Origin of the sequence: Burkholderia sp. 22PA0099, from assembly GCF_047497165.1 — a bacterium.
GTDB lineage: Bacteria > Pseudomonadota > Gammaproteobacteria > Burkholderiales > Burkholderiaceae > Burkholderia.
In genome coordinates this window covers 1,400,392-1,416,861 of record NZ_CP163164.1, presented here as the reverse complement: position 1 = coordinate 1,416,861, position 16,470 = coordinate 1,400,392, and the positions used below count along the sequence as shown (strand labels likewise).

Here is a 16,470-nt window from a genome sequence, read left to right as displayed (position 1 = left end):
GCCGATCGAGGCGCGGCCCGGTTGCAGGGCGGCGCGCGCGTCGTCGACGGCGAGCGCCAACGGTTCGCCGCGCCCCCTTTCGCTCAGGCGATCGCGCCGCCGCCGTCGATCAGCACGGTGGAGCCGGTCGCATACGGCGTGGACGCCAGATAGACGATCGCATTCGCGACGTCCTCCGGCTGGCCGACGCGCCGCGCCGGCAGCCGTCCGGCCGCGCCCTGATAGAGCTTCTCGCGCGCTGCCTCGTCGAACTTCGACCACAGCGGCGTGGCGATCAGCCCCGGCGACACGGTGTTCACGCGCACCGGCGCGAGTTCGAGCGCCAGCCCGCGCGCCAGCGCTTCGAGCGCGGCGTTGATCGCGCCTTGCAGCACCGACGCGCCGCTCGGCCGCACGCTCAGGAAACCCGACACGAACGTCAGCGAGCCGCCCTCGCGAATCTGCACGGCGCGCGCGACGCGGTAGGCGCCCCAGAACTTGCTGTCCATCGCCGCCTGCGCGTCCTTCAGGTCGAGCCCGCGCACCGGGCCGGTGGCCGTCTGCGCGGCCGACACCACCACGTGATCGAACGCGCCCGCCGCGTCGAGCCAGGCGCGCACGCCGTCGTCGTCGGTGATGTCGAGCGCGGCGGTGCGCACGCCGTGGCCGATGCGCGACGCGCTCTCGGCCAGCTTCTGCGCGTTGCGCGAGACGATCGTCACGGTCGCGCCGCGCTCTGCGAACGCGCGTGCCGCCGCCTCGCCGATGCCGGAGCTGCCGCCCACCACGAGTACCTGCTTGCCGTCGAATGTCATCGGAAATGCCTCCATCAAGGTTGGTTCACGGGAATGCGGGCGCTTACCGCGCCGCTTCGGCCTCGCGCGCGAGCGCGGGGTAATCGGTGTAGCCGCGCGCATCGCCGCCGAACAGCGTGGCGCCGTCCGGCTCGGCCAGCGGCAGGCCGTGTTCGAGCCGGTACGGCAGATCGGGGTTCGCGATGAACGGCCGACCAAACGCGACGAAATCGGCGTAGCCGTGCCCGAGCACCCAGTTCGCGCGCTCGACGTCGTAGTTGCCGGCCACGATGATCGGTTGTACGAAACGTTCGCGGATCTCGCGGCGGAACGTCTCGGTGAATTGCGGCGCGTCGTCCCAATCGGCCTCGACCAGATGCAGATAGGCAATGCCGCGCGCCTGCAGGAACACGGCCGCCTCCAGAATGGTCGGCAAAATGTCGGGGCAGGCCATGCCGCGTGCGGTCAGGAACGGCGCGAGGCGGATTGCGGTGCGTTCGGCGCCGATCTCGTCGGCGATCGCGTCCACCACTTCCTTCAGGAAGCGCAGACGGTTCTCGCGCGAACCGCCGTATTCGTCGGTGCGCTGGTTCGACAACGTGCGCAGGAACTGATCGACCAGATAACCATTCGCGCCATGCACCTCGACGCCATCGAAGCCGGCTTCGATCGCATTGCGCGCCGCTTGCCGGTAGTCCTGAACGATTTGTCGGATCTCGTCGATATGCAACGCGCGTGGCGTGGGGCAATCGACCATCGCGCCCTGGCCGGTGGCCGGATCGACCTTCCAGATCTGCGCGTCGAACGGCACCGCCGACGGCGCCACCGGCAGCGCGCCGTCGTGGAAATCCGGGTGCGACATGCGCCCGACGTGCCACAGCTGCAGGAACACGCGGCCACCCTCGGCATGGATCGCATCGGTCACGCCACGCCAGCCCGCGATCTGCGCGTCGCTATGGATGCCGGGCGTAAACGAATAGCCCTTGCCCTGCGGCGAGATCTGCGTGGCCTCGGTCACGATCAGCGCCGCCGAGGCGCGCTGCGCGTAGTAGCACGCGTTCGTCGCGTTCGGCACGTCGCCGGGCTGCGTGCTGCGGGCGCGCGTCATCGGCGCCATCACGATGCGATGGGCGGTATCGCGGCCCGCCAGCGTGGCGGGGCTGAAAAGATCTGGATTACTGATGATCGTCATGGTCGATGTCACTCGTTGCGGATGAAGGAGGTGTGATGGCGCACGGGGCCGGTTCTTCCTGCATCGCCATGACGAACTCGATCGTCACGCCGGGGGCGAGCGGCACGAACAATTGCAGTTCGCCCGACAGCGGCACGCGGTTCACCTGATGGCGCAGCCCGTGCTGCTGCACGCGCGCGATCAGGGCGGCCCATGCATCGCTGTCGTCGACGCGCAGCGCCACGTGATCGATGCGCGGCACGCCGCGGCCGGCCATCGCCGGCTGCGTCGCGCGCACCACGTGGATCACCGCACGGCCGTCAGCGTAGAACCAGCCGCCGTCCACCGCGAACGGCGGGCGCGGGCCGCGTGTCAGGGCGGCCACCTCGGCGAAGAAGCGGCATACGCCGTCGAGGTCATCGGTGACGATCGTCGCGTGATCGAGTCGCATGAGTCAGCCTGGGCAAGAAGAACTGAAGCCCATTCTGAAACCGGCGCTCAATATTGAGAATTGGGCCGACTATTGAAGGATTTTCAAATAAAACGGAAAGATGTGAAGGCGGGGCGTGGGTGGGGAAGTTGGGTTGCGTTTGGCGGGGGGGTGGCTTCGGCGACCACGGGCGCGGTGGGCGCGGTGGGCGCGGTGGGCGCGGTGGGCGCAGTAGCTCCGGTGGTCGAGCGGTGGCCGAGGCTGGCCAACCAATGCCCGTGGGACCTATCCGCGATTTCGTGGGCGGGGCATATCATGAGGAGTCGATTTCATGGATATGTCGATGAAAAAGAAGCGGACGGCGGCGTCTCAGGCAGCGGCCCGTGGGCCGCTGCCTGAACTGCCTGATGAGTTGATGGACCAACTGGTCAAAGGGCCGATGTCGCCTGGCGAAGTTCAGGACCTGATGCTGGCGTTCAATAAGGCCATCATCGAACGGGCGATGGGTGCCGAGATGAATCTGCATCTGGGCTACCCGTCAGGCCAGCTCAAGCCGCTCGGTCAGGCCAACGAGCGCAACGGCGCCAGTGGCAAGACCGTCATCACCGACCGCGGCCCGGTTCGTGTCGAGATTCCACGCGACCGGGACGGCAGCTTCGAGCCGATCCTTATTCCCAAGCACGAGCGCCGTTTTACCGGCTTCGACGAGCGCATCATCGCAATGTACGCGCGTGGCATGAGTGTGCGCGAGATCAAGGCGTTTCTGGCCGAAAGCTACGGAACCGAGGTCTCCCCCGATTTCATCAGCTCGGTGACCGACGAAGTCATGGCCGAAGCCTTCGCCTGGCAAAGTCGTCCGCTGGAGACGATGTATCCGGTGGTGTTCTTCGATGCGCTGCGGATCAAGATTCGCGACGACGGCATGGTCAGCAACAAGGCCGTCTACTTGGCGTTGGGCGTCCAGGCTGACGGCCAGCGCGACGTGCTGGGCTTGTGGATCGAGCAGACTGAAGGCGCCAAGTTCTGGCTCAAGGTATTCAACGAACTCAAGACGCGCGGCTGTCAGGACATCCTGATCGCCGTGGTGGACGGTCTGAAGGGCCTGCCCGAGGCGATCGCTGCGGTTTATCCCCGCACCACCGTGCAGACCTGCATCGTGCATCTGATCCGCAATAGCCTGGAATTTGCGAGCTATGCGGACCGCAAAAAGCTCGCCCAGGCGTTGAGGCCGATCTATGCTGCCGCCAGCGCGGAGGCCGCAGAGCAAGCGTTACGGGACTTTGCCGAAGGGCCGTGGGGCGCCAAATACCCGATGATCGTCCAATGCTGGCAGCGGGCCTGGGAGCACGTCACACCGTTCTTTGTGTTTCCGCCGGACATTCGACGGGTGGTTTATACGACCAACGCCATTGAGAGCTTGAACATGCAACTGCGCAAGATCATCAAGACGCGAGGCCATTTCCCGAACAACGAGGCGGCCGTCAAACTGCTCTGGCTCGCACTGCGCAACGTCCTGGCGAAATCGGTACGGAACACTTTCGATTGGAAATCTGCGATGAACCAGTTTGCTATTCTGTTCGGTGAACGATTTACGCAGGCCCGTTGAGCACGAGGGTTTTTAACCGCCTCGCCCACAAAAATGCGGACAGGTCCTGCCCATGCGGTGGTCAAACGGCAGCCCAGTGGCAGCCGACCGGTATCAAGCCACAGCCGAGCAGTGCTCAAGCGCCAAACCCAACCACCACCGCCGTCAGTGCGCAGCCCGTTACGCGTCGAGCGCTCGCTCGATATCGCCGAGCAACCCGTCGAACCAGCGGCGCAGGCTGCGGTTCGACAGCGAACGCGGAATCGACCACGCAATCAGCTTGTAAACATCGTTGCGGCGCACCTTCGAGGCGCGGCCCGGCGCGAGCCATGCGTCGTTCTCCACCAGCAAGCGCATCGTCTGCAGGCCGATCACGATCGGCCAGATGCAGGCGAGGCGCAGCCGCATCGCCGTGGGCGGAATCGCGAACGTGTAATCGACGGCCGCGCGGAAATGGCCGAGCGACACGCGCACCAGATCGAGCATCACCGGCCGCGCAAGCTGCGAAGCGTCCTCGCGAAGCAGATCGGCCGGCGCAATGCCCGCGCGCGACAGCCGGTCGAGCGGCAGATAGCAGCGGCCGATCCGCACGTCCTTGGCTGCGTCGCGCAGCACATTGGTCAGTTGCAGCGCCTTGCCGAAACGAATGCCGAGCGCCTTCATCTCGTCGCCGTCGCGCAACAGCTTGCCGGGCTGATGAACCAGCGTCATGGTCGTCCAGAATTCCCCGACGCAGCCGGCCACCATATAGGTATAGCGATCGAGCGCCGCGTCGTCGGGGAGCGCGGCGAGCTGCCCCGAGGTTTCGTCGGGGAACGTGACGAGGTCGAACTCCATGCCCTGGCTCAACGTCGTGACGATACCGCGCACGGCCGCGCGATCCGTATCGTCGAGCTGCGCGAGGATCGCGAGCGCCGGCCCGAGCGATTCGAGCAGCACCTTCTCGTCGGATGCGGTTTGCTGGCTCGCCACCTCGGCCGCAATGGTGCGCAACGCCGCCTCGTCGGGCCGGCCATTGGTCTGCTCGCGCAGCGACAGCAGCCATTCGAGACGCCGCGCGGGCGGCAGCAGCGAGGTATCGGCGATCGTGTCCGCCGCTCGCGCAAGCAGGTAAGCGAGGCCGATCGGATCGCGCATGCCGGCGGGCAGCACGGCGAGCGTCAGGTAGAACGAGCGCGACACCCCTTTCAGCAAGGGGCCGAGCAAGTACGCGCGGGAGGCTTGGGTCATGCGGTGTTCGTGTGGGTCGTGGTTCCGGGCTGCCGCATTGTAGCCGCCATCCCCTGGCCGCCGCGCCATGCGCGCCGGAATCGCACCACCCCGCACGGTTTATGCGCAAAAAGATTTATTTTTTTGAATTGCCCCGCGCCATCAAGAGCGCCCGCAGCGCCCCGCCGATGCGTACAATCGCACCCATTTGAACGAAAGAGTGTGGTGCCGACGATGGCAATGAAGAAGACGGATCTAGAAAAGAACAAGGCATTGAAGCTGACCAACCCGCTGAAGCAGACGGGTTCCTCGCCCTTCGGCAAGAGTGCGGTCGATTCGGCAGCGCTCGACCGGCGCGAACGCCGCCGCATCGAACAGGCGCAGGGCCTCGTGCCGTTCGCCTGCAAGCTCAACGTGGAACTGGTGGCGGACCTGCAAAAACGCGCAGCCGAGCATCCGGAAGGCATGACGGGCCTGCTGACCGAACTGATCCAGGCCGGCCTCGCGCAACGCGGGCAGTAAGCCGCCGGCCGATCGACAAACCGAAAAGTAAGCGGTCACTAACGGGCCGGAGCACGGTGGACAAGACGTCCACGTGCCCCGGCCCGTTTCATTTGCTGCGCGGCATCAAGCTTCGATCGGTGCGGCGGCCGGGTAATCGAGCGTCGTGTCGTTGCTGCGGTTCACGAGGTTCGTGAACGTGATCGCGGCGATCGCCAGGCTCACCTCGATCACCTGCCGCTCGGTGAAGCCGGCCGCGATGAAGGCGTCGAACGCGTCGGCGGGCACCGTGCCGCGCGTCGTCACGAGCGTGCGCACGAAGCGAACCAGCGCGTCGCGGCGGTCGTCACCGGTTGGTTGGCCGGCGCGCACCTGCCGCATCGTGTCGGGCGACAAGCCCGCGTACTTGCCGGCCAGCGTGTGCGCGGCGAGACAGTAATCACAGCCGGCGTTTTCGCTGACGGCCAGCTTGACTGCTTCGATCTCGGCCTTCGTCAGCGTGCCGCCCGCGAGGAGCGCGTCAATACCCAGCATGGCGGACAGCGCTTCCGGGTGATGGGTACCGATCGTCGCGTAGGCGTTCGGCACCTTGCCGACAGCCTTGCGGATCTTCGTGAACACTTCGGCGGTGGTGCCGGTGGCATCGGCGGGGGCGATCGTGGACAGACGGGACATGGTGGCTTCTCCTGCTTCGGGTTTCGGTTTGAGCGGTTCGTCACGGCTGTGACGGTGAAGCCAGTTTAGGCGCCCAGACAGAGTTATTTAATACTCAATTTTCGCTTAATCATGCTCATTCGTCTCACCACAACACCCCCTCTGCAACAGCGTCGTCAACGCCCGGTCGCGCCAAGCCACGCGCATGCCAGGCCGGCACGTGCAAACGACGCGATCGATCTCCAGACTTAAATTCAGTACATCTGAACATTACGGCGCCACATGAAATCGACGTCGTCTCGACTCGACATCACAGCGCCATTAAAGCCGATGTATATGCATCGACCATCTTTCCGGCGAACGCGGCCGGGCCGCCTGATTCGACAGAAAGACATCGGCATCAAACGACTAAGAAACAACGAAGGAACGATGAAGAAAGCTTAAAGCGGTACAACGACGAGGGAATGGAACACCGACGCGAACGGCCAGTGCAAGGAACGCAGCGAAGGCGTTCCGGCTTCCCGCCGCGCCAAGCGGCGCGGGGAAGCCTCGCGCATCGTTCAATGATGCGCAGGCCATGCTTTTAAACGGCTTATTTCGCGATCAGGAAGCGGTCGCGATTCTTTGCATCGCGAATCCACAGCGGTGCGCGGCCACGGCCCGACCAGGTTTCACCGGTCTTCGGATTATGGTATTTCGCTTCAACCGTGCTGGCCGGCTTGGCGGCCTTGTTCGATTTCGACGCGCGCTTGCGGCCGTAAATCTGATCTTCGGTAATGCCGAACTCGGCAACCAGGCCACGGATTTGCGCGATCACGGCGTCCAGTTCGGTAACGCGTGCGGCTTCGGTGCGCTCCTGGAGTGCGTCGAGTTGCGCTTTCAGTGCCTTGTAATTTTCTGCCATTTTATGACTCCCATTTTTTCGTGCAATTGATACGATTGAGCAATCCCGTCATCGCTCGTCGGCAGTATAACCCTTGATAAACGCCATACGCCAACATCCGGTGCATTGGTGCGGTGCGCGATGCGCCACATTGGCTCGTGATCCTTGGCATGAATCGCCCGGCAATCGAATCCGGCATCGCCAATTTTCATTCGGATTCGGATGAAAATTGGCGATGCCGGCGCAATGTTTTCGAGGTAGAAAGCGTTTTAAAGGAATCCGTAACACCGGATCAACCACATTGAATCGCCGTTCAATCAATCCTATGCAGAAAAGACCACGGCAGCCATGCCGTCCATCTGGGTAAAGCTGCGAACGAAGCGGTAAGGCTGATCGCCAATTCGAATGTCATTGCCGCCCGACGAAGTCAAACCGAGCATATCGTCGGCAAGTGAGACGGCAATCGTGCCGATCTTTTTCAATTCTTCACGCGGTTCGGCGGGATCGCCCAGATACACGGTGCAGACGTCCGGCGCGTGACGCATCATCACGACGCTGGTGGCCTTGTCGAGCGCGCGCTCCAGGTATTCGGCCAGCGCCTGCAATGATTCGGGTGCGCCGGTGCGGCCGCCATAGGCAGCCTGATCGTTTTCCATGATGTTGACCTCCCGGTGGGAATCGGTTGCCGAATTTGAATACGGCTCAACGCGACAAGCCGGTGCACATAGTATGGCCTGTGTTTGTCGCCGCGAAGGCAAGGCGGGAAACGATCGGTGATGACGACCGGTGCGGTAGGGGAAAAAGCAGCGGAATACGGCCGATACGGAGCGGCGGCCGCTAGAACTCAGCTTGCCATGGATATCGATTCCATAACAAAAAGTAAAAAGTCCTTGTACCTGACATTGGATAACATCCATCACAGACATGAATCGTCGCGCGATAGAATCGTCCATCACGCAGAAACGCATACGTTTCCTCCGCCCCGTTGCAGAGCGTGGGTCGATTCCGACCTGCTGTCTTGACCGTGGCAAGCGGGTCGCCGCGCAGCCAGAACCGCCGCGCCCAACCCGTTCGCAGTCCGCAGTATGCCGAATGCGCCGACACCATACATATCCAGACAGGAATCCTTAATATGCAGACCAAGCCGTTCATCGCCCTTGAAGACGCGACCCGGGTTCTCGCCGCCGCCCGCGCGGAAGCCGAAGCCAACAAGTGGGCCGTGTCGATCGCCGTCGTCGATGACGGCGGCCACCTGCTCGGCATGGTGCGCCTCGACGGCTGCGCGCCGATCGGCGCGGAAATCTCGATCGGCAAGGCGCGCACCTCGGCGCTGGGCCGCCGCGAATCGAAGGGCTACGAAGACATGGTCAACGGTGGCCGCACGGCATTCGTCACCGCGCCGATCCTGACCACGCTCGAAGGCGGCGTGCCGCTGATCGTGGACGGCCACGTGGTGGGCGCCGTCGGCGTGTCGGGCGTGAAGCCGGCCGAAGATTCGCAGATCGCAAAGGCCGGCGCCGCCGCCCTCGCCTGAGCGGGCCCCGCCCCAAGCCCTGGCCCGACTCGCCCCGAGACGCATCGCCGCCGCTTCCCACCGACCGACCGCGGCGCCCCAACCGATTTTTCTTTCAGGAGCAGACCATGACGGACATGACCCAGCGCGACAGCCTTCGCGTTGCCGAGAATCTCGCGCAATTCATCGAAACCGAAGCCCTGCCCGGCACCGGTATCGCGGCGGATAATTTCTGGCGCGGCTTTGCGGCCCTCGTGCATGAACTGGCGCCGAAAAACCGCGCACTGCTCGCCGAGCGCGACCGCCTCCAGGTGGAACTCGATACGTGGCACCGCGAGCATCCCGGCCCGGTGTCGGACCTGAACGCCTACCGCAGCTTCCTCGAAAGCATCGGCTACATCGTGCCGGCGCCGGCCAGCTCGAAGGCCACCACGGCGAACGTGGATATCGAGATCGCCGAACAGGCCGGCCCGCAACTCGTGGTGCCGCTGTCGAACCAGCGCTATGCGCTGAACGCCGCCAACGCACGCTGGGGCAGCCTGTACGACGCACTGTACGGCACCGACGCGATCCCCGATTCCAACGGCGCCGAGCGCTCCGCCCAATACAACCCGAAGCGCGGCGCGCAGGTCATCGCCTTCGCTCGCCGCTTCCTCGATCAGGCCGCGCCGCTCGCGCACGGCACGCACGCCGATTCCACCAGCTATCGCATCGAGAACGGCAAACTGTTCGTTGAACTGAACGGCAGCACCACCGGCCTGAAAGACCCGGCCCAGTTGATCGGCTTCCAGGGCGACGCCGCCGCGCCGTCGGCCATCCTGCTCAAGCACCACGGCCTGCATTTCGAAATCCAGATCGACGCCAACGATTCGATCGGCAAGACCGATTCCGCCCACGTGAAGGACGTGCTGATGGAAGCGGCCGTCAGCACCATCATCGACTGCGAGGATTCGGTCGCGGCGGTGGACGCCGACGACAAGGTCCAGCTCTATCGCAACTGGCTCGGCCTGATGGCGGGCAATCTCACGGAAGAAGTGTCGAAGGGCGGCAAGACGTTCACGCGCCGCCTCAACGCCGACCGGCAGTACACCGGAACGAACGGCGACACCGTCACGCTGCATGGCCGCTCGCTGCTGTTCATCCGCAACGTCGGCCACCTGATGACGAACCCGGCCGTGGTCGATCAGGAAGGCCACGAGATCCCGGAAGGCATTCTCGACGGCGTCGTCACCACGCTGTGCGCGCTGCATGACCGCACCCACAAGCTCAACTCGCGCACCGGCTCGATCTACATCGTCAAGCCGAAGATGCACGGCCCGGCCGAAGTGGCGTTCGCCAGCGAGCTGTTCGGGCGCATCGAGAGCCTGCTCGGCCTGCCGCGCAACACCATCAAGATGGGCATCATGGACGAGGAGCGCCGCACCAGCGTGAACCTCGAAGCGTGTATCGCGCAGGCGTCGGAACGCGTTGCGTTCATCAACACGGGCTTCCTCGATCGCACCGGCGACGAAATGCACACCTCGATGGAAGCCGGCCCGATGATGCGCAAGGGCGACATCAAGTCGAGCAAGTGGATTGCCGCCTACGAGCGCAGCAACGTGCTGGCAGGCCTCGCGGCCGGGCTGCGTGGCCGCGCGCAGATCGGCAAGGGCATGTGGGCGATGCCGGACCTGATGCACGCGATGCTCGAACAGAAGATCGCCCATCCGAAGGCCGGCGCGAACACCGCCTGGGTGCCGTCGCCGACCGCCGCCACGCTGCACGCACTGCACTATCACGAGATCGACGTGCAGGCGGTGCAGAAGGAACTGGAAAAGACCGACCTTGCAAGCCTGCGCGACGAACTGCTGAGCGGCCTGCTGACGATTCCGGTCGTCGCGAAGGCCGAATGGAGCGAGGACGAAATCCGCAGCGAAGTCGAGAACAACGCGCAGGGCATTCTCGGTTACGTGGTGCGCTGGGTCGATCAGGGCATCGGCTGCTCGAAGGTGCCCGACATCCATAACGTCGGCCTGATGGAAGACCGCGCGACGTTGCGCATTTCGAGCCAGCACATCGCGAACTGGCTGCGCCACGGCGTGGTGTCGCCGGAGATGGTGCGCGAAACGCTGGAGCGCATGGCAAGCGTGGTCGACAAGCAGAACGCCGGCGACCCGAGCTATCAGCCGATGGCGCCCGACTTCGACAAGTCGCTCGCGTTCAAGGCCGCCACCGCGCTCGTGTTCGAAGGCCGCGAGCAGCCGAGCGGTTATACCGAGCCGCTGCTGCACGCGTTCCGCCTGCAAAAGAAAGCCTGAGCGCGCGGCGCCGATAAGCGGCTGAATCGCGGCCGCTGATGTCATCTGCACCCCGAAGCGTCGGACGCGAGTCCGGCCTTCGGGGTGTTGTCATTGGTGGCGCGCGGCGATCACCCCGCCATCTGCGCGAGATGCCATGCCTCCGTTTCATCGTTCGCCGGAAACATGCTCTCGATGCGCAACTCCTGCGCGGCGATGCTCTGCGGCGTGCCGACGGTGGCCACCATCGAGAAGTATTCGACCACGCGGCCATCGACCTCGAAACCGATCGGAATCACCGGCACGGCCGCCGACTGCGCGGGCGCGCTGCGCAGCCGCCAATCTGCAGGCACGCCGGGATACGCGAGCAAGGCATCGAGCAATTGCCGCGTGCCGTCGTCGACGACGTTCCCTACCGCCTCGCGCTGCACGCGTTGCAGCATCGCGCAGGCCACCTGCGGCCAGTCGTGCACGAAGGGCCGCAAGCCCTGCGGATCGAACAGCAGATGCAACAGGTTGCGCGGGCTCGGGCGCGCCGCCAGATCGACGAAGCGCCCGAACAGGCGCGGCGCGGCGGCGTTGGTGCTCAATACGTTCCAGTAGCGGTCCATCGCGATGGCGGGAAACGGCTCGTGCTGCCGCAGCATCCGGTCGACGGCGCGCGCGACGGCCTGCATCTCCTGCGCATTCCACGCCGTCTCGGGAAACAGCGGCGCATAGCCGGCCGCCAGCAGCAGGCCGTTGCGCTCGCGCAGCGGCACGTCCAGCGTTTGCGCGAGATCGAGCAGCGTCTGCCGCCCCGGCACGCTGCGGCCGCTCTCGATGAAGCTGATCTGCCGCTGCGACACGCCGGCCTCGTACGACAGATCGAGCTGGCTCACGCCGCGCACGTCGCGCCAATGGCGCAGCAAGTCGCCGAGCTCGGTCGGCGGGCGTTTCTTGGGTGCGGAGGCGATGAAATCCATATCGATCAGTCCTGCGAAGCGATGCCCGCACGATACCGGCTTACGCCGGGGCGTGCCAGCGATGGGCGTCGAACGGCGCATCGAGCGGCGGCTGCGCGACGCTGCCCGTGTAGTTGGTGACGGTCGAGGCGGCCACCACGGCGATCGTTTCGAGCACTTGGGCTGGCGCGAAACCGGCGTCGAGAAAGCGTTGCAGCTCGGCGTGCTCGATGCGGCCGCGCGTCTCGATCAGCCGCCGCGCAAACGTCGAGAGCGCGTGAGCCCGTGCATCGCCGGATGCGCCGCCCGCGCGGATCGCATCGACATCGACCTGCGGCACGCCCTGTTGCAGCGCCAGCGCGCTATGGAACGCCACCGCCCATTCGCAACGGTTGGCGACGGCGTTGGTCAGCAGCAGCGTCTGGATTTCGGCTTCCGAAAAGCTGCCCGCATGCACGCTGGCGAACAGGCCGACGAAGCCGTTGAGCAACACGGGCGAGCCCGCCATTGCGCCAGCGATCGCGGGAATCGTGCCGAACGCGGCATGCAGTTGTTCGAGGGCGGCCACCGAAGCGGGCGGCGCCGAGGCAAGCGTATGAACGGGAAAGTGGGACATGGTGACTCCTGGGTTCGCCGCGCGGCGGGCTGCCGCGCGATGAACCCAGCTTAGGGTCGCGGGCACGGCCGGCCAATTACATGCGAGGTAATCGGCAGGCCGCGCCGGGCGCCTAGGCGGCCGTGGTGTGCGGCTCGGCCGCGCGCCGCACCCGGCCCGGCGGCAGCGTCGATTGCCGGTAGATGCGCTTGGCCATCTCCAGGAACGCCGTCATCGCACTCGATACATAGGTATCCTCACGGCGCACGAACATGGTTTCGACGTGCGCCAGCTCGCGCGGCAAGCGGTGGAGCGCCACGTCGCCCGAGGTGGCCGCGTCGGCCACCACGCCCTTCGGCAGCAGCGTGATGCCCACGCCGGCCGACACGCAGTTGACGATCGCGTCGAGCGAGCCGAATTCGAGCGGCTTCGCCACCACCACGCCGATCCCGGTCAGGAACGCGTCGAGCCGCTGCCGGTACGAGCAACCGGCCTGGAACACCACCGTCTTCAGGTCGCGCTGGCCGGCCAGTTCCTTCAGCGAACGGATCGCGGGGCTGGTGACGAGCACCAGCTCTTCCGCGAACACCGGCTCGACATACAGCGCCGGATGCTTGACCGGGCCGGCCACGAACGCGCCGTCGAGCCGGTAGTCGATCACGTCCTGCATGAGCCCTGCGGTGGTGCCCGAACTGACGACCAGCCGCACATCGGGCCAGGTGCGTGCGAATTCGGTCAGCAGCGGCGAAAGGCGCAGCGCCATGGTGGTTTCGAGCGTGCCGAGCGTGAGCGTGCCGGACGGCTCGCCGGTGTCGGTGGCCGCCGAGCGCGCCTCGGACACCAACTGCGCGATCTTGCCGACGAACGGCAGCATCCGCTGCGCGGCCGGTGTGACGGTCACGCCGCGCGCATGGCGCTGGAACAGCGTCACGCCGAGTTCGTCTTCCAGCGAGCGGATGCGCGCGGTGACGTTCGACTGCACGGTGTGCAGTTCGGCCGCCGCCTTGTTCATGCTGCCGTGGCGGGCAACGGCTTCGAGAGTCTTGAGATCGGCCAGGTCCATGATCGATGACGGCCATGCCGCCGCAAAGGATGATCGACGCCACGATTGTAGCGACGCGCCCGGCGCGCCGGGAAACGAGAATTCAGCATAACAGCTATCTGAATTGAAGATAGCGCCTATCTCGACAATTCAGTTCTGTGGATTGGTGATGGCGCGTAACCTCCCGCTATCGAATCGAGTGAAGGAACCCCTGCCATGCATCGCGCCGCCGACTCCTCCGCTCACGCCACGCGCGCGGCGCGCGGCGTGAGCGTCGCCCGGGCCACCCTGTCCGGCTTTTGCGCCAGCCTGATCGGCATCGGGCTGGCGCGCTTCGCGTACACGCCGCTGCTGCCGGCGATCGTCGATGCGCACTGGTTCGCGCCCGCGCTCGCCGCCTATCTGGGCGCCGCCAACCTGGCCGGTTATCTGGCCGGCGCATTGGCGGGCCGCCAGGCCGCCGCGAAATTCGGCGTGACCACCACGCTGCGCGCGATGATGCTGCTGGCGACGCTCGCGTTCGCGGCCTGCGCGTTTCCGGTGTCGTTCGGCTGGTTCTTCGCGTGGCGCTTCCTGGCCGGGGTGGCCGGCGGCGCGCTGATGGTGCTGGCCGCGCCCACCGTGCTCCAGCATGTGCCGGCGGCGCGACGCGGGCTGGCGGGCGGCGTGATCTTCATGGGCGTGGGCGTCGGCGTGATCGCCTCGGGCACCGTGGTGCCGCTGCTGCTGCAACGCAGCCTGCAGGATGCGTGGCTCGGCCTCGGCGTGCTGTCGCTGGCGCTGACCGCGATCGGCTGGACCGGCTGGCCGCGCGACGCCGCGCAGCACGCCAGGCCGGTGCAGCATCGCCCGGTCAAGGCCACGCGCACGCTGCGCGCGCTCTACGCCGAATACGCGCTGAACGCGGCCGGCTGGGTGCCGCACATGATCTTCCTGGTCGATTACGTGACGCGCGGGCTCGGCCAGAGCCTGCAGGTCGGCGCGCAATATTGGGTGCTGTTCGGCATCGGCGCGACGCTCGGGCCGGTGCTGGCCGGCGCGCTCGCCGACCGGATCGGCTTCGGCAACGCGCTGCGGCTCGCCTTCGTGCTCGAAATCGGCGGCGTGGCAATCCCGGCGCTCGGCCTGGGCGCCGTATGGCTGATGCTGTCGAGCGTGGTGGTGGGGGCGTTCGTGACCGGCACCGTGCCGCTGATGCTCGGCCGCCTGCACGAGCTGCTCGCCCATCATCCCGCGCAGCAGGACCCGGCATGGCGCACCGCCACGGTCGGCTTCGCGCTGTGCCAGGCGCTGGCCGCCTACGGCTTGTCGTTCGTGTTCTCGCACAGCGGCGGCGACTACCGCGTGCTGTTCGTGATCGGTGCCGCCGCAATGATCCTGGCGCTGGCGATCGATATCGTCGCCGCCGCCACCGCGCGCCGCGACTGATTCGCCGCCTACCGTCATTCCATCGTCCGACCGGCCCTGGAGATCCGCCCCCATGTCCCGCCCCGCCGCCACGCCCGCACCTCGCCCCGAACCGACCGCCGCGCCCGCCGGCGCGAGCGCGGGCGGCTATGCCGAGCGCAACGCGCGCTACTGGAAACGCAATCTCGCCGTCTGCGTGTTCGGCTCGTTCACCACGCTGGTCAGCCTCAGCATGTTGCTGCCGTTCCTGCCGCTGTACGTCGAGCAGCTCGGCGTGGCGTCGCCGGCCGCCGTGGTGCAATGGTCGGGCGTGGCGTTCGGCGCGACCTTCTTCGGCACGGCGATCACCGCGCCGCTGTGGGGCCGGCTCGCCGACCGCTACGGCCGCAAGCCGATGCTGATCCGCGCCGCGATCGGCATGGCGGTGGTGATGTCGCTGATCGGCGTGGCCCACAGCATCACGCAGCTCGTGGCGCTGCGGCTCGCGGCCGGGCTGATCGGCGGTTATGCATCGGCGTCGATCGTGATGGTCGGCACCCAGGCACCGCGCGAGCGCGCCGGCTGGGCGCTCGGCGTGCTGTCCACCGGTGCGCTGGCCGGCAACCTGATCGGGCCACTGGTGGGCGGCTTCCTGCCGGCGCTGGTCGGCATTCGCGGCACGTTCTTCGTGGGCGGCGCGGTGATCGCGGTGGCCGCCGCCGCGACGATCCTGCTGGTGCGCGAGGATTTCGACCGCAGCCGCGACGTGCGCCCCAAGGCGTCGCGCGGCGCAAATGCGGGCGCCCAGGCCGACACCGGCCGCCGCGCCGCGCTCGGCGTGCTGCTGCTCACGGCGATGATGGTGTTGCTGGCGAACATGTCGATCGAGCCGATCATCACCGTGTATATCGGCCAGCTCGGCGTGCCGCACGGCGAGCTGGCGCGTACCGCCGGCATCGTGATGGCCGCCTCGGCGTTCGGCAGCATGCTGACCGCGCCACGGCTCGGCGGGCTGGCCGACCGGGTGGGCGGCTGGCCGGTCATCATCGGCTGCCTGCTCGTGACCGGCCTCGTGATGCTGCCGCAGGCGTTCGTCACGCACTGGTGGCAACTGGCGCTGTTGCGCGGCGCGATGGGCATGTCGCTGGCGGGGCTGCTGCCGTCGATCGCCAAGCTGGTGCGGCACGCCGTGGACGAGCATGCGTCGGGCAGCGTGCTCGGCTACCTGCAATCGGCGCAATTTTCGGGTCAGGTCGTCGGGCCGCTGCTCGGTGGCCAGATCGGCGCGCACGTGGGCCTGCACACGGTGTTTTTCGTGACCAGTGCGCTGCTGGTGCTGTGCGCCGGGCTGAACGGCTGGGTCCTCGCGCGCGGCAAGGCGGCCGGCAAGCTGTTGCGCTGAGGCACGCTGCGGCACGCATTCGCCCCCCTATGCCTCAGACAATTTTTTTTCGGCTTGGCGAACGACTATTGACGTGCGATAACAGGGTTATCCCTGACTTCACCGG

At 66.2% G+C, this 16,470-nt stretch carries 17 protein-coding genes; 6 read left to right on the top strand and 11 right to left on the bottom strand.

Annotated elements, in window-relative coordinates; genetic code table 11:
- Nucleotides 1-83 precede the first annotated feature (83 nt).
- Genes AB4851_RS06175 through AB4851_RS06165 form a run of 3 tightly spaced genes read right to left on the bottom strand, consistent with a single transcriptional unit; the run spans nt 84 to nt 2,395 of the window.
- Nucleotides 84-794: an SDR family oxidoreductase gene (locus tag AB4851_RS06175; RefSeq protein WP_414448878.1), complete on the bottom strand. Its 711-nt coding sequence runs from the start codon at nt 792-794 to the stop codon at nt 84-86.
- Between the two features lie 43 nt (nt 795-837).
- Entirely contained in the window at nt 838-1,965 is a 1,128-nt protein-coding gene (locus AB4851_RS06170) for an alkene reductase (protein ID WP_414448877.1), read from the bottom strand.
- On the bottom strand, nt 1,949-2,395 hold the full coding sequence (locus AB4851_RS06165) for an extradiol dioxygenase (RefSeq protein ID WP_414448876.1): 447 nt from the start codon (nt 2,393-2,395) through the stop codon (nt 1,949-1,951). Before AB4851_RS06165 ends, AB4851_RS06170 begins: the two co-directional genes overlap by 17 nt.
- A gap of 316 nt (nt 2,396-2,711) precedes the next feature.
- On the opposite strand from AB4851_RS06165, the gene AB4851_RS06160 reads away from it, so the two are divergent.
- Entirely contained in the window at nt 2,712-3,980 is a 1,269-nt protein-coding gene (locus AB4851_RS06160) for an IS256 family transposase (protein WP_414449142.1), read from the top strand.
- 159 nt (nt 3,981-4,139) lie between these two features.
- Here AB4851_RS06160 and AB4851_RS06155 read toward each other — a convergent pair whose 3' ends face one another.
- The gene (locus tag AB4851_RS06155; protein WP_414440408.1) at nt 4,140-5,189 is read right to left on the bottom strand and encodes a phytoene/squalene synthase family protein; all 1,050 of its coding nucleotides are present in this window, start codon (nt 5,187-5,189) and stop codon (nt 4,140-4,142) included.
- A 213-nt stretch (nt 5,190-5,402) separates the two neighbouring features.
- Here AB4851_RS06155 and AB4851_RS06150 point away from each other — a divergent pair, with 213 nt between their 5' ends.
- The gene (locus AB4851_RS06150; RefSeq protein WP_414442030.1) at nt 5,403-5,690 is read left to right on the top strand and encodes a hypothetical protein; all 288 of its coding nucleotides are present in this window, start codon (nt 5,403-5,405) and stop codon (nt 5,688-5,690) included.
- 105 nt (nt 5,691-5,795) lie between these two features.
- On the opposite strand, the gene AB4851_RS06145 is transcribed toward AB4851_RS06150, so the two are convergent.
- From AB4851_RS06145 to AB4851_RS06130, 4 genes are all read right to left on the bottom strand, one after another.
- On the bottom strand, nt 5,796-6,344 hold the full coding sequence (locus AB4851_RS06145) for a carboxymuconolactone decarboxylase family protein (RefSeq protein ID WP_414448875.1): 549 nt from the start codon (nt 6,342-6,344) through the stop codon (nt 5,796-5,798).
- A 571-nt stretch (nt 6,345-6,915) separates the two neighbouring features.
- Nucleotides 6,916-7,227 (bottom strand): H-NS family nucleoid-associated regulatory protein, encoded by a 312-nt coding sequence (locus AB4851_RS06140; RefSeq protein WP_414442031.1) that lies wholly within the window; start codon nt 7,225-7,227, stop codon nt 6,916-6,918.
- Nucleotides 7,203-7,418 (bottom strand): hypothetical protein, encoded by a 216-nt coding sequence (locus AB4851_RS06135; RefSeq protein WP_414448874.1) that lies wholly within the window; start codon nt 7,416-7,418, stop codon nt 7,203-7,205. Before AB4851_RS06135 ends, AB4851_RS06140 begins: the two co-directional genes overlap by 25 nt.
- A 111-nt stretch (nt 7,419-7,529) precedes the next feature.
- A complete protein-coding gene (locus AB4851_RS06130; RefSeq protein ID WP_414448873.1) occupies nt 7,530-7,862 on the bottom strand; it encodes a hypothetical protein in 333 nt (110 codons plus the stop codon).
- A gap of 476 nt (nt 7,863-8,338) precedes the next feature.
- Between AB4851_RS06130 and AB4851_RS06125 the strand changes: the two genes are divergently transcribed.
- Both AB4851_RS06125 and AB4851_RS06120 read left to right on the top strand, forming a co-directional pair.
- Complete coding sequence (locus AB4851_RS06125) at nt 8,339-8,740, top strand: heme-binding protein (RefSeq protein WP_206125649.1); 402 nt, start codon at nt 8,339-8,341, stop codon at nt 8,738-8,740.
- Nucleotides 8,741-8,847: 107 nt separating this feature from the next.
- Nucleotides 8,848-11,016 (top strand): malate synthase G, encoded by a 2,169-nt coding sequence (locus tag AB4851_RS06120; protein ID WP_414448872.1) that lies wholly within the window; start codon nt 8,848-8,850, stop codon nt 11,014-11,016.
- A gap of 110 nt (nt 11,017-11,126) precedes the next feature.
- Here AB4851_RS06120 and AB4851_RS06115 read toward each other — a convergent pair whose 3' ends face one another.
- The 3 genes from AB4851_RS06115 to AB4851_RS06105 all read right to left on the bottom strand — a co-directional run bounded on the left by AB4851_RS06115 (nt 11,127) and on the right by AB4851_RS06105 (nt 13,597).
- Nucleotides 11,127-11,960: a helix-turn-helix domain-containing protein gene (locus tag AB4851_RS06115; protein WP_414448871.1), complete on the bottom strand. Its 834-nt coding sequence runs from the start codon at nt 11,958-11,960 to the stop codon at nt 11,127-11,129.
- Nucleotides 11,961-12,000: 40 nt separating this feature from the next.
- Complete coding sequence (locus AB4851_RS06110) at nt 12,001-12,555, bottom strand: carboxymuconolactone decarboxylase family protein (RefSeq protein ID WP_414448870.1); 555 nt, start codon at nt 12,553-12,555, stop codon at nt 12,001-12,003.
- Nucleotides 12,556-12,667: 112 nt separating this feature from the next.
- Nucleotides 12,668-13,597, bottom strand: coding sequence for a LysR substrate-binding domain-containing protein (locus AB4851_RS06105; RefSeq protein ID WP_414440414.1), 930 nt, complete (start codon nt 13,595-13,597; stop codon nt 12,668-12,670).
- A gap of 195 nt (nt 13,598-13,792) precedes the next feature.
- On the opposite strand from AB4851_RS06105, the gene AB4851_RS06100 reads away from it, so the two are divergent.
- On the top strand, nt 13,793-15,004 hold the full coding sequence (locus AB4851_RS06100; RefSeq protein ID WP_414448869.1) for a YbfB/YjiJ family MFS transporter: 1,212 nt from the start codon (nt 13,793-13,795) through the stop codon (nt 15,002-15,004).
- A gap of 52 nt (nt 15,005-15,056) precedes the next feature.
- A complete protein-coding gene (locus tag AB4851_RS06095; RefSeq protein ID WP_414448868.1) occupies nt 15,057-16,364 on the top strand; it encodes an MFS transporter in 1,308 nt (435 codons plus the stop codon).
- Nucleotides 16,365-16,470 lie beyond the last annotated feature (106 nt).

Excerpts from the sequence above, each read along its gene's own strand:
- AB4851_RS06175 (WP_414448878.1), bottom strand. The coding sequence starts at position 794 with ATGACATTCGACGGCAAGCAGGTACTCGTGGTGGGCGGCAGCTCCGGC.
- AB4851_RS06170 (WP_414448877.1), bottom strand. The coding sequence starts at position 1,965 with ATGACGATCATCAGTAATCCAGATCTTTTCAGCCCCGCCACGCTGGCG.
- AB4851_RS06165 (WP_414448876.1), bottom strand. The coding sequence starts at position 2,395 with ATGCGACTCGATCACGCGACGATCGTCACCGATGACCTCGACGGCGTA.
- AB4851_RS06160 (WP_414449142.1), top strand. The coding sequence starts at position 2,712 with ATGTCGATGAAAAAGAAGCGGACGGCGGCGTCTCAGGCAGCGGCCCGT.
- AB4851_RS06155 (WP_414440408.1), bottom strand. The coding sequence starts at position 5,189 with ATGACCCAAGCCTCCCGCGCGTACTTGCTCGGCCCCTTGCTGAAAGGG.
- AB4851_RS06150 (WP_414442030.1), top strand. The coding sequence starts at position 5,403 with ATGGCAATGAAGAAGACGGATCTAGAAAAGAACAAGGCATTGAAGCTG.
- AB4851_RS06145 (WP_414448875.1), bottom strand. The coding sequence starts at position 6,344 with ATGTCCCGTCTGTCCACGATCGCCCCCGCCGATGCCACCGGCACCACC.
- AB4851_RS06140 (WP_414442031.1), bottom strand. The coding sequence starts at position 7,227 with ATGGCAGAAAATTACAAGGCACTGAAAGCGCAACTCGACGCACTCCAG.
- AB4851_RS06135 (WP_414448874.1), bottom strand. The coding sequence starts at position 7,418 with ATGAAAATTGGCGATGCCGGATTCGATTGCCGGGCGATTCATGCCAAG.
- AB4851_RS06130 (WP_414448873.1), bottom strand. The coding sequence starts at position 7,862 with ATGGAAAACGATCAGGCTGCCTATGGCGGCCGCACCGGCGCACCCGAA.
- AB4851_RS06125 (WP_206125649.1), top strand. The coding sequence starts at position 8,339 with ATGCAGACCAAGCCGTTCATCGCCCTTGAAGACGCGACCCGGGTTCTC.
- AB4851_RS06120 (WP_414448872.1), top strand. The coding sequence starts at position 8,848 with ATGACGGACATGACCCAGCGCGACAGCCTTCGCGTTGCCGAGAATCTC.
- AB4851_RS06115 (WP_414448871.1), bottom strand. The coding sequence starts at position 11,960 with ATGGATTTCATCGCCTCCGCACCCAAGAAACGCCCGCCGACCGAGCTC.
- AB4851_RS06110 (WP_414448870.1), bottom strand. The coding sequence starts at position 12,555 with ATGTCCCACTTTCCCGTTCATACGCTTGCCTCGGCGCCGCCCGCTTCG.
- AB4851_RS06105 (WP_414440414.1), bottom strand. The coding sequence starts at position 13,597 with ATGGACCTGGCCGATCTCAAGACTCTCGAAGCCGTTGCCCGCCACGGC.
- AB4851_RS06100 (WP_414448869.1), top strand. The coding sequence starts at position 13,793 with ATGCATCGCGCCGCCGACTCCTCCGCTCACGCCACGCGCGCGGCGCGC.
- AB4851_RS06095 (WP_414448868.1), top strand. The coding sequence starts at position 15,057 with ATGTCCCGCCCCGCCGCCACGCCCGCACCTCGCCCCGAACCGACCGCC.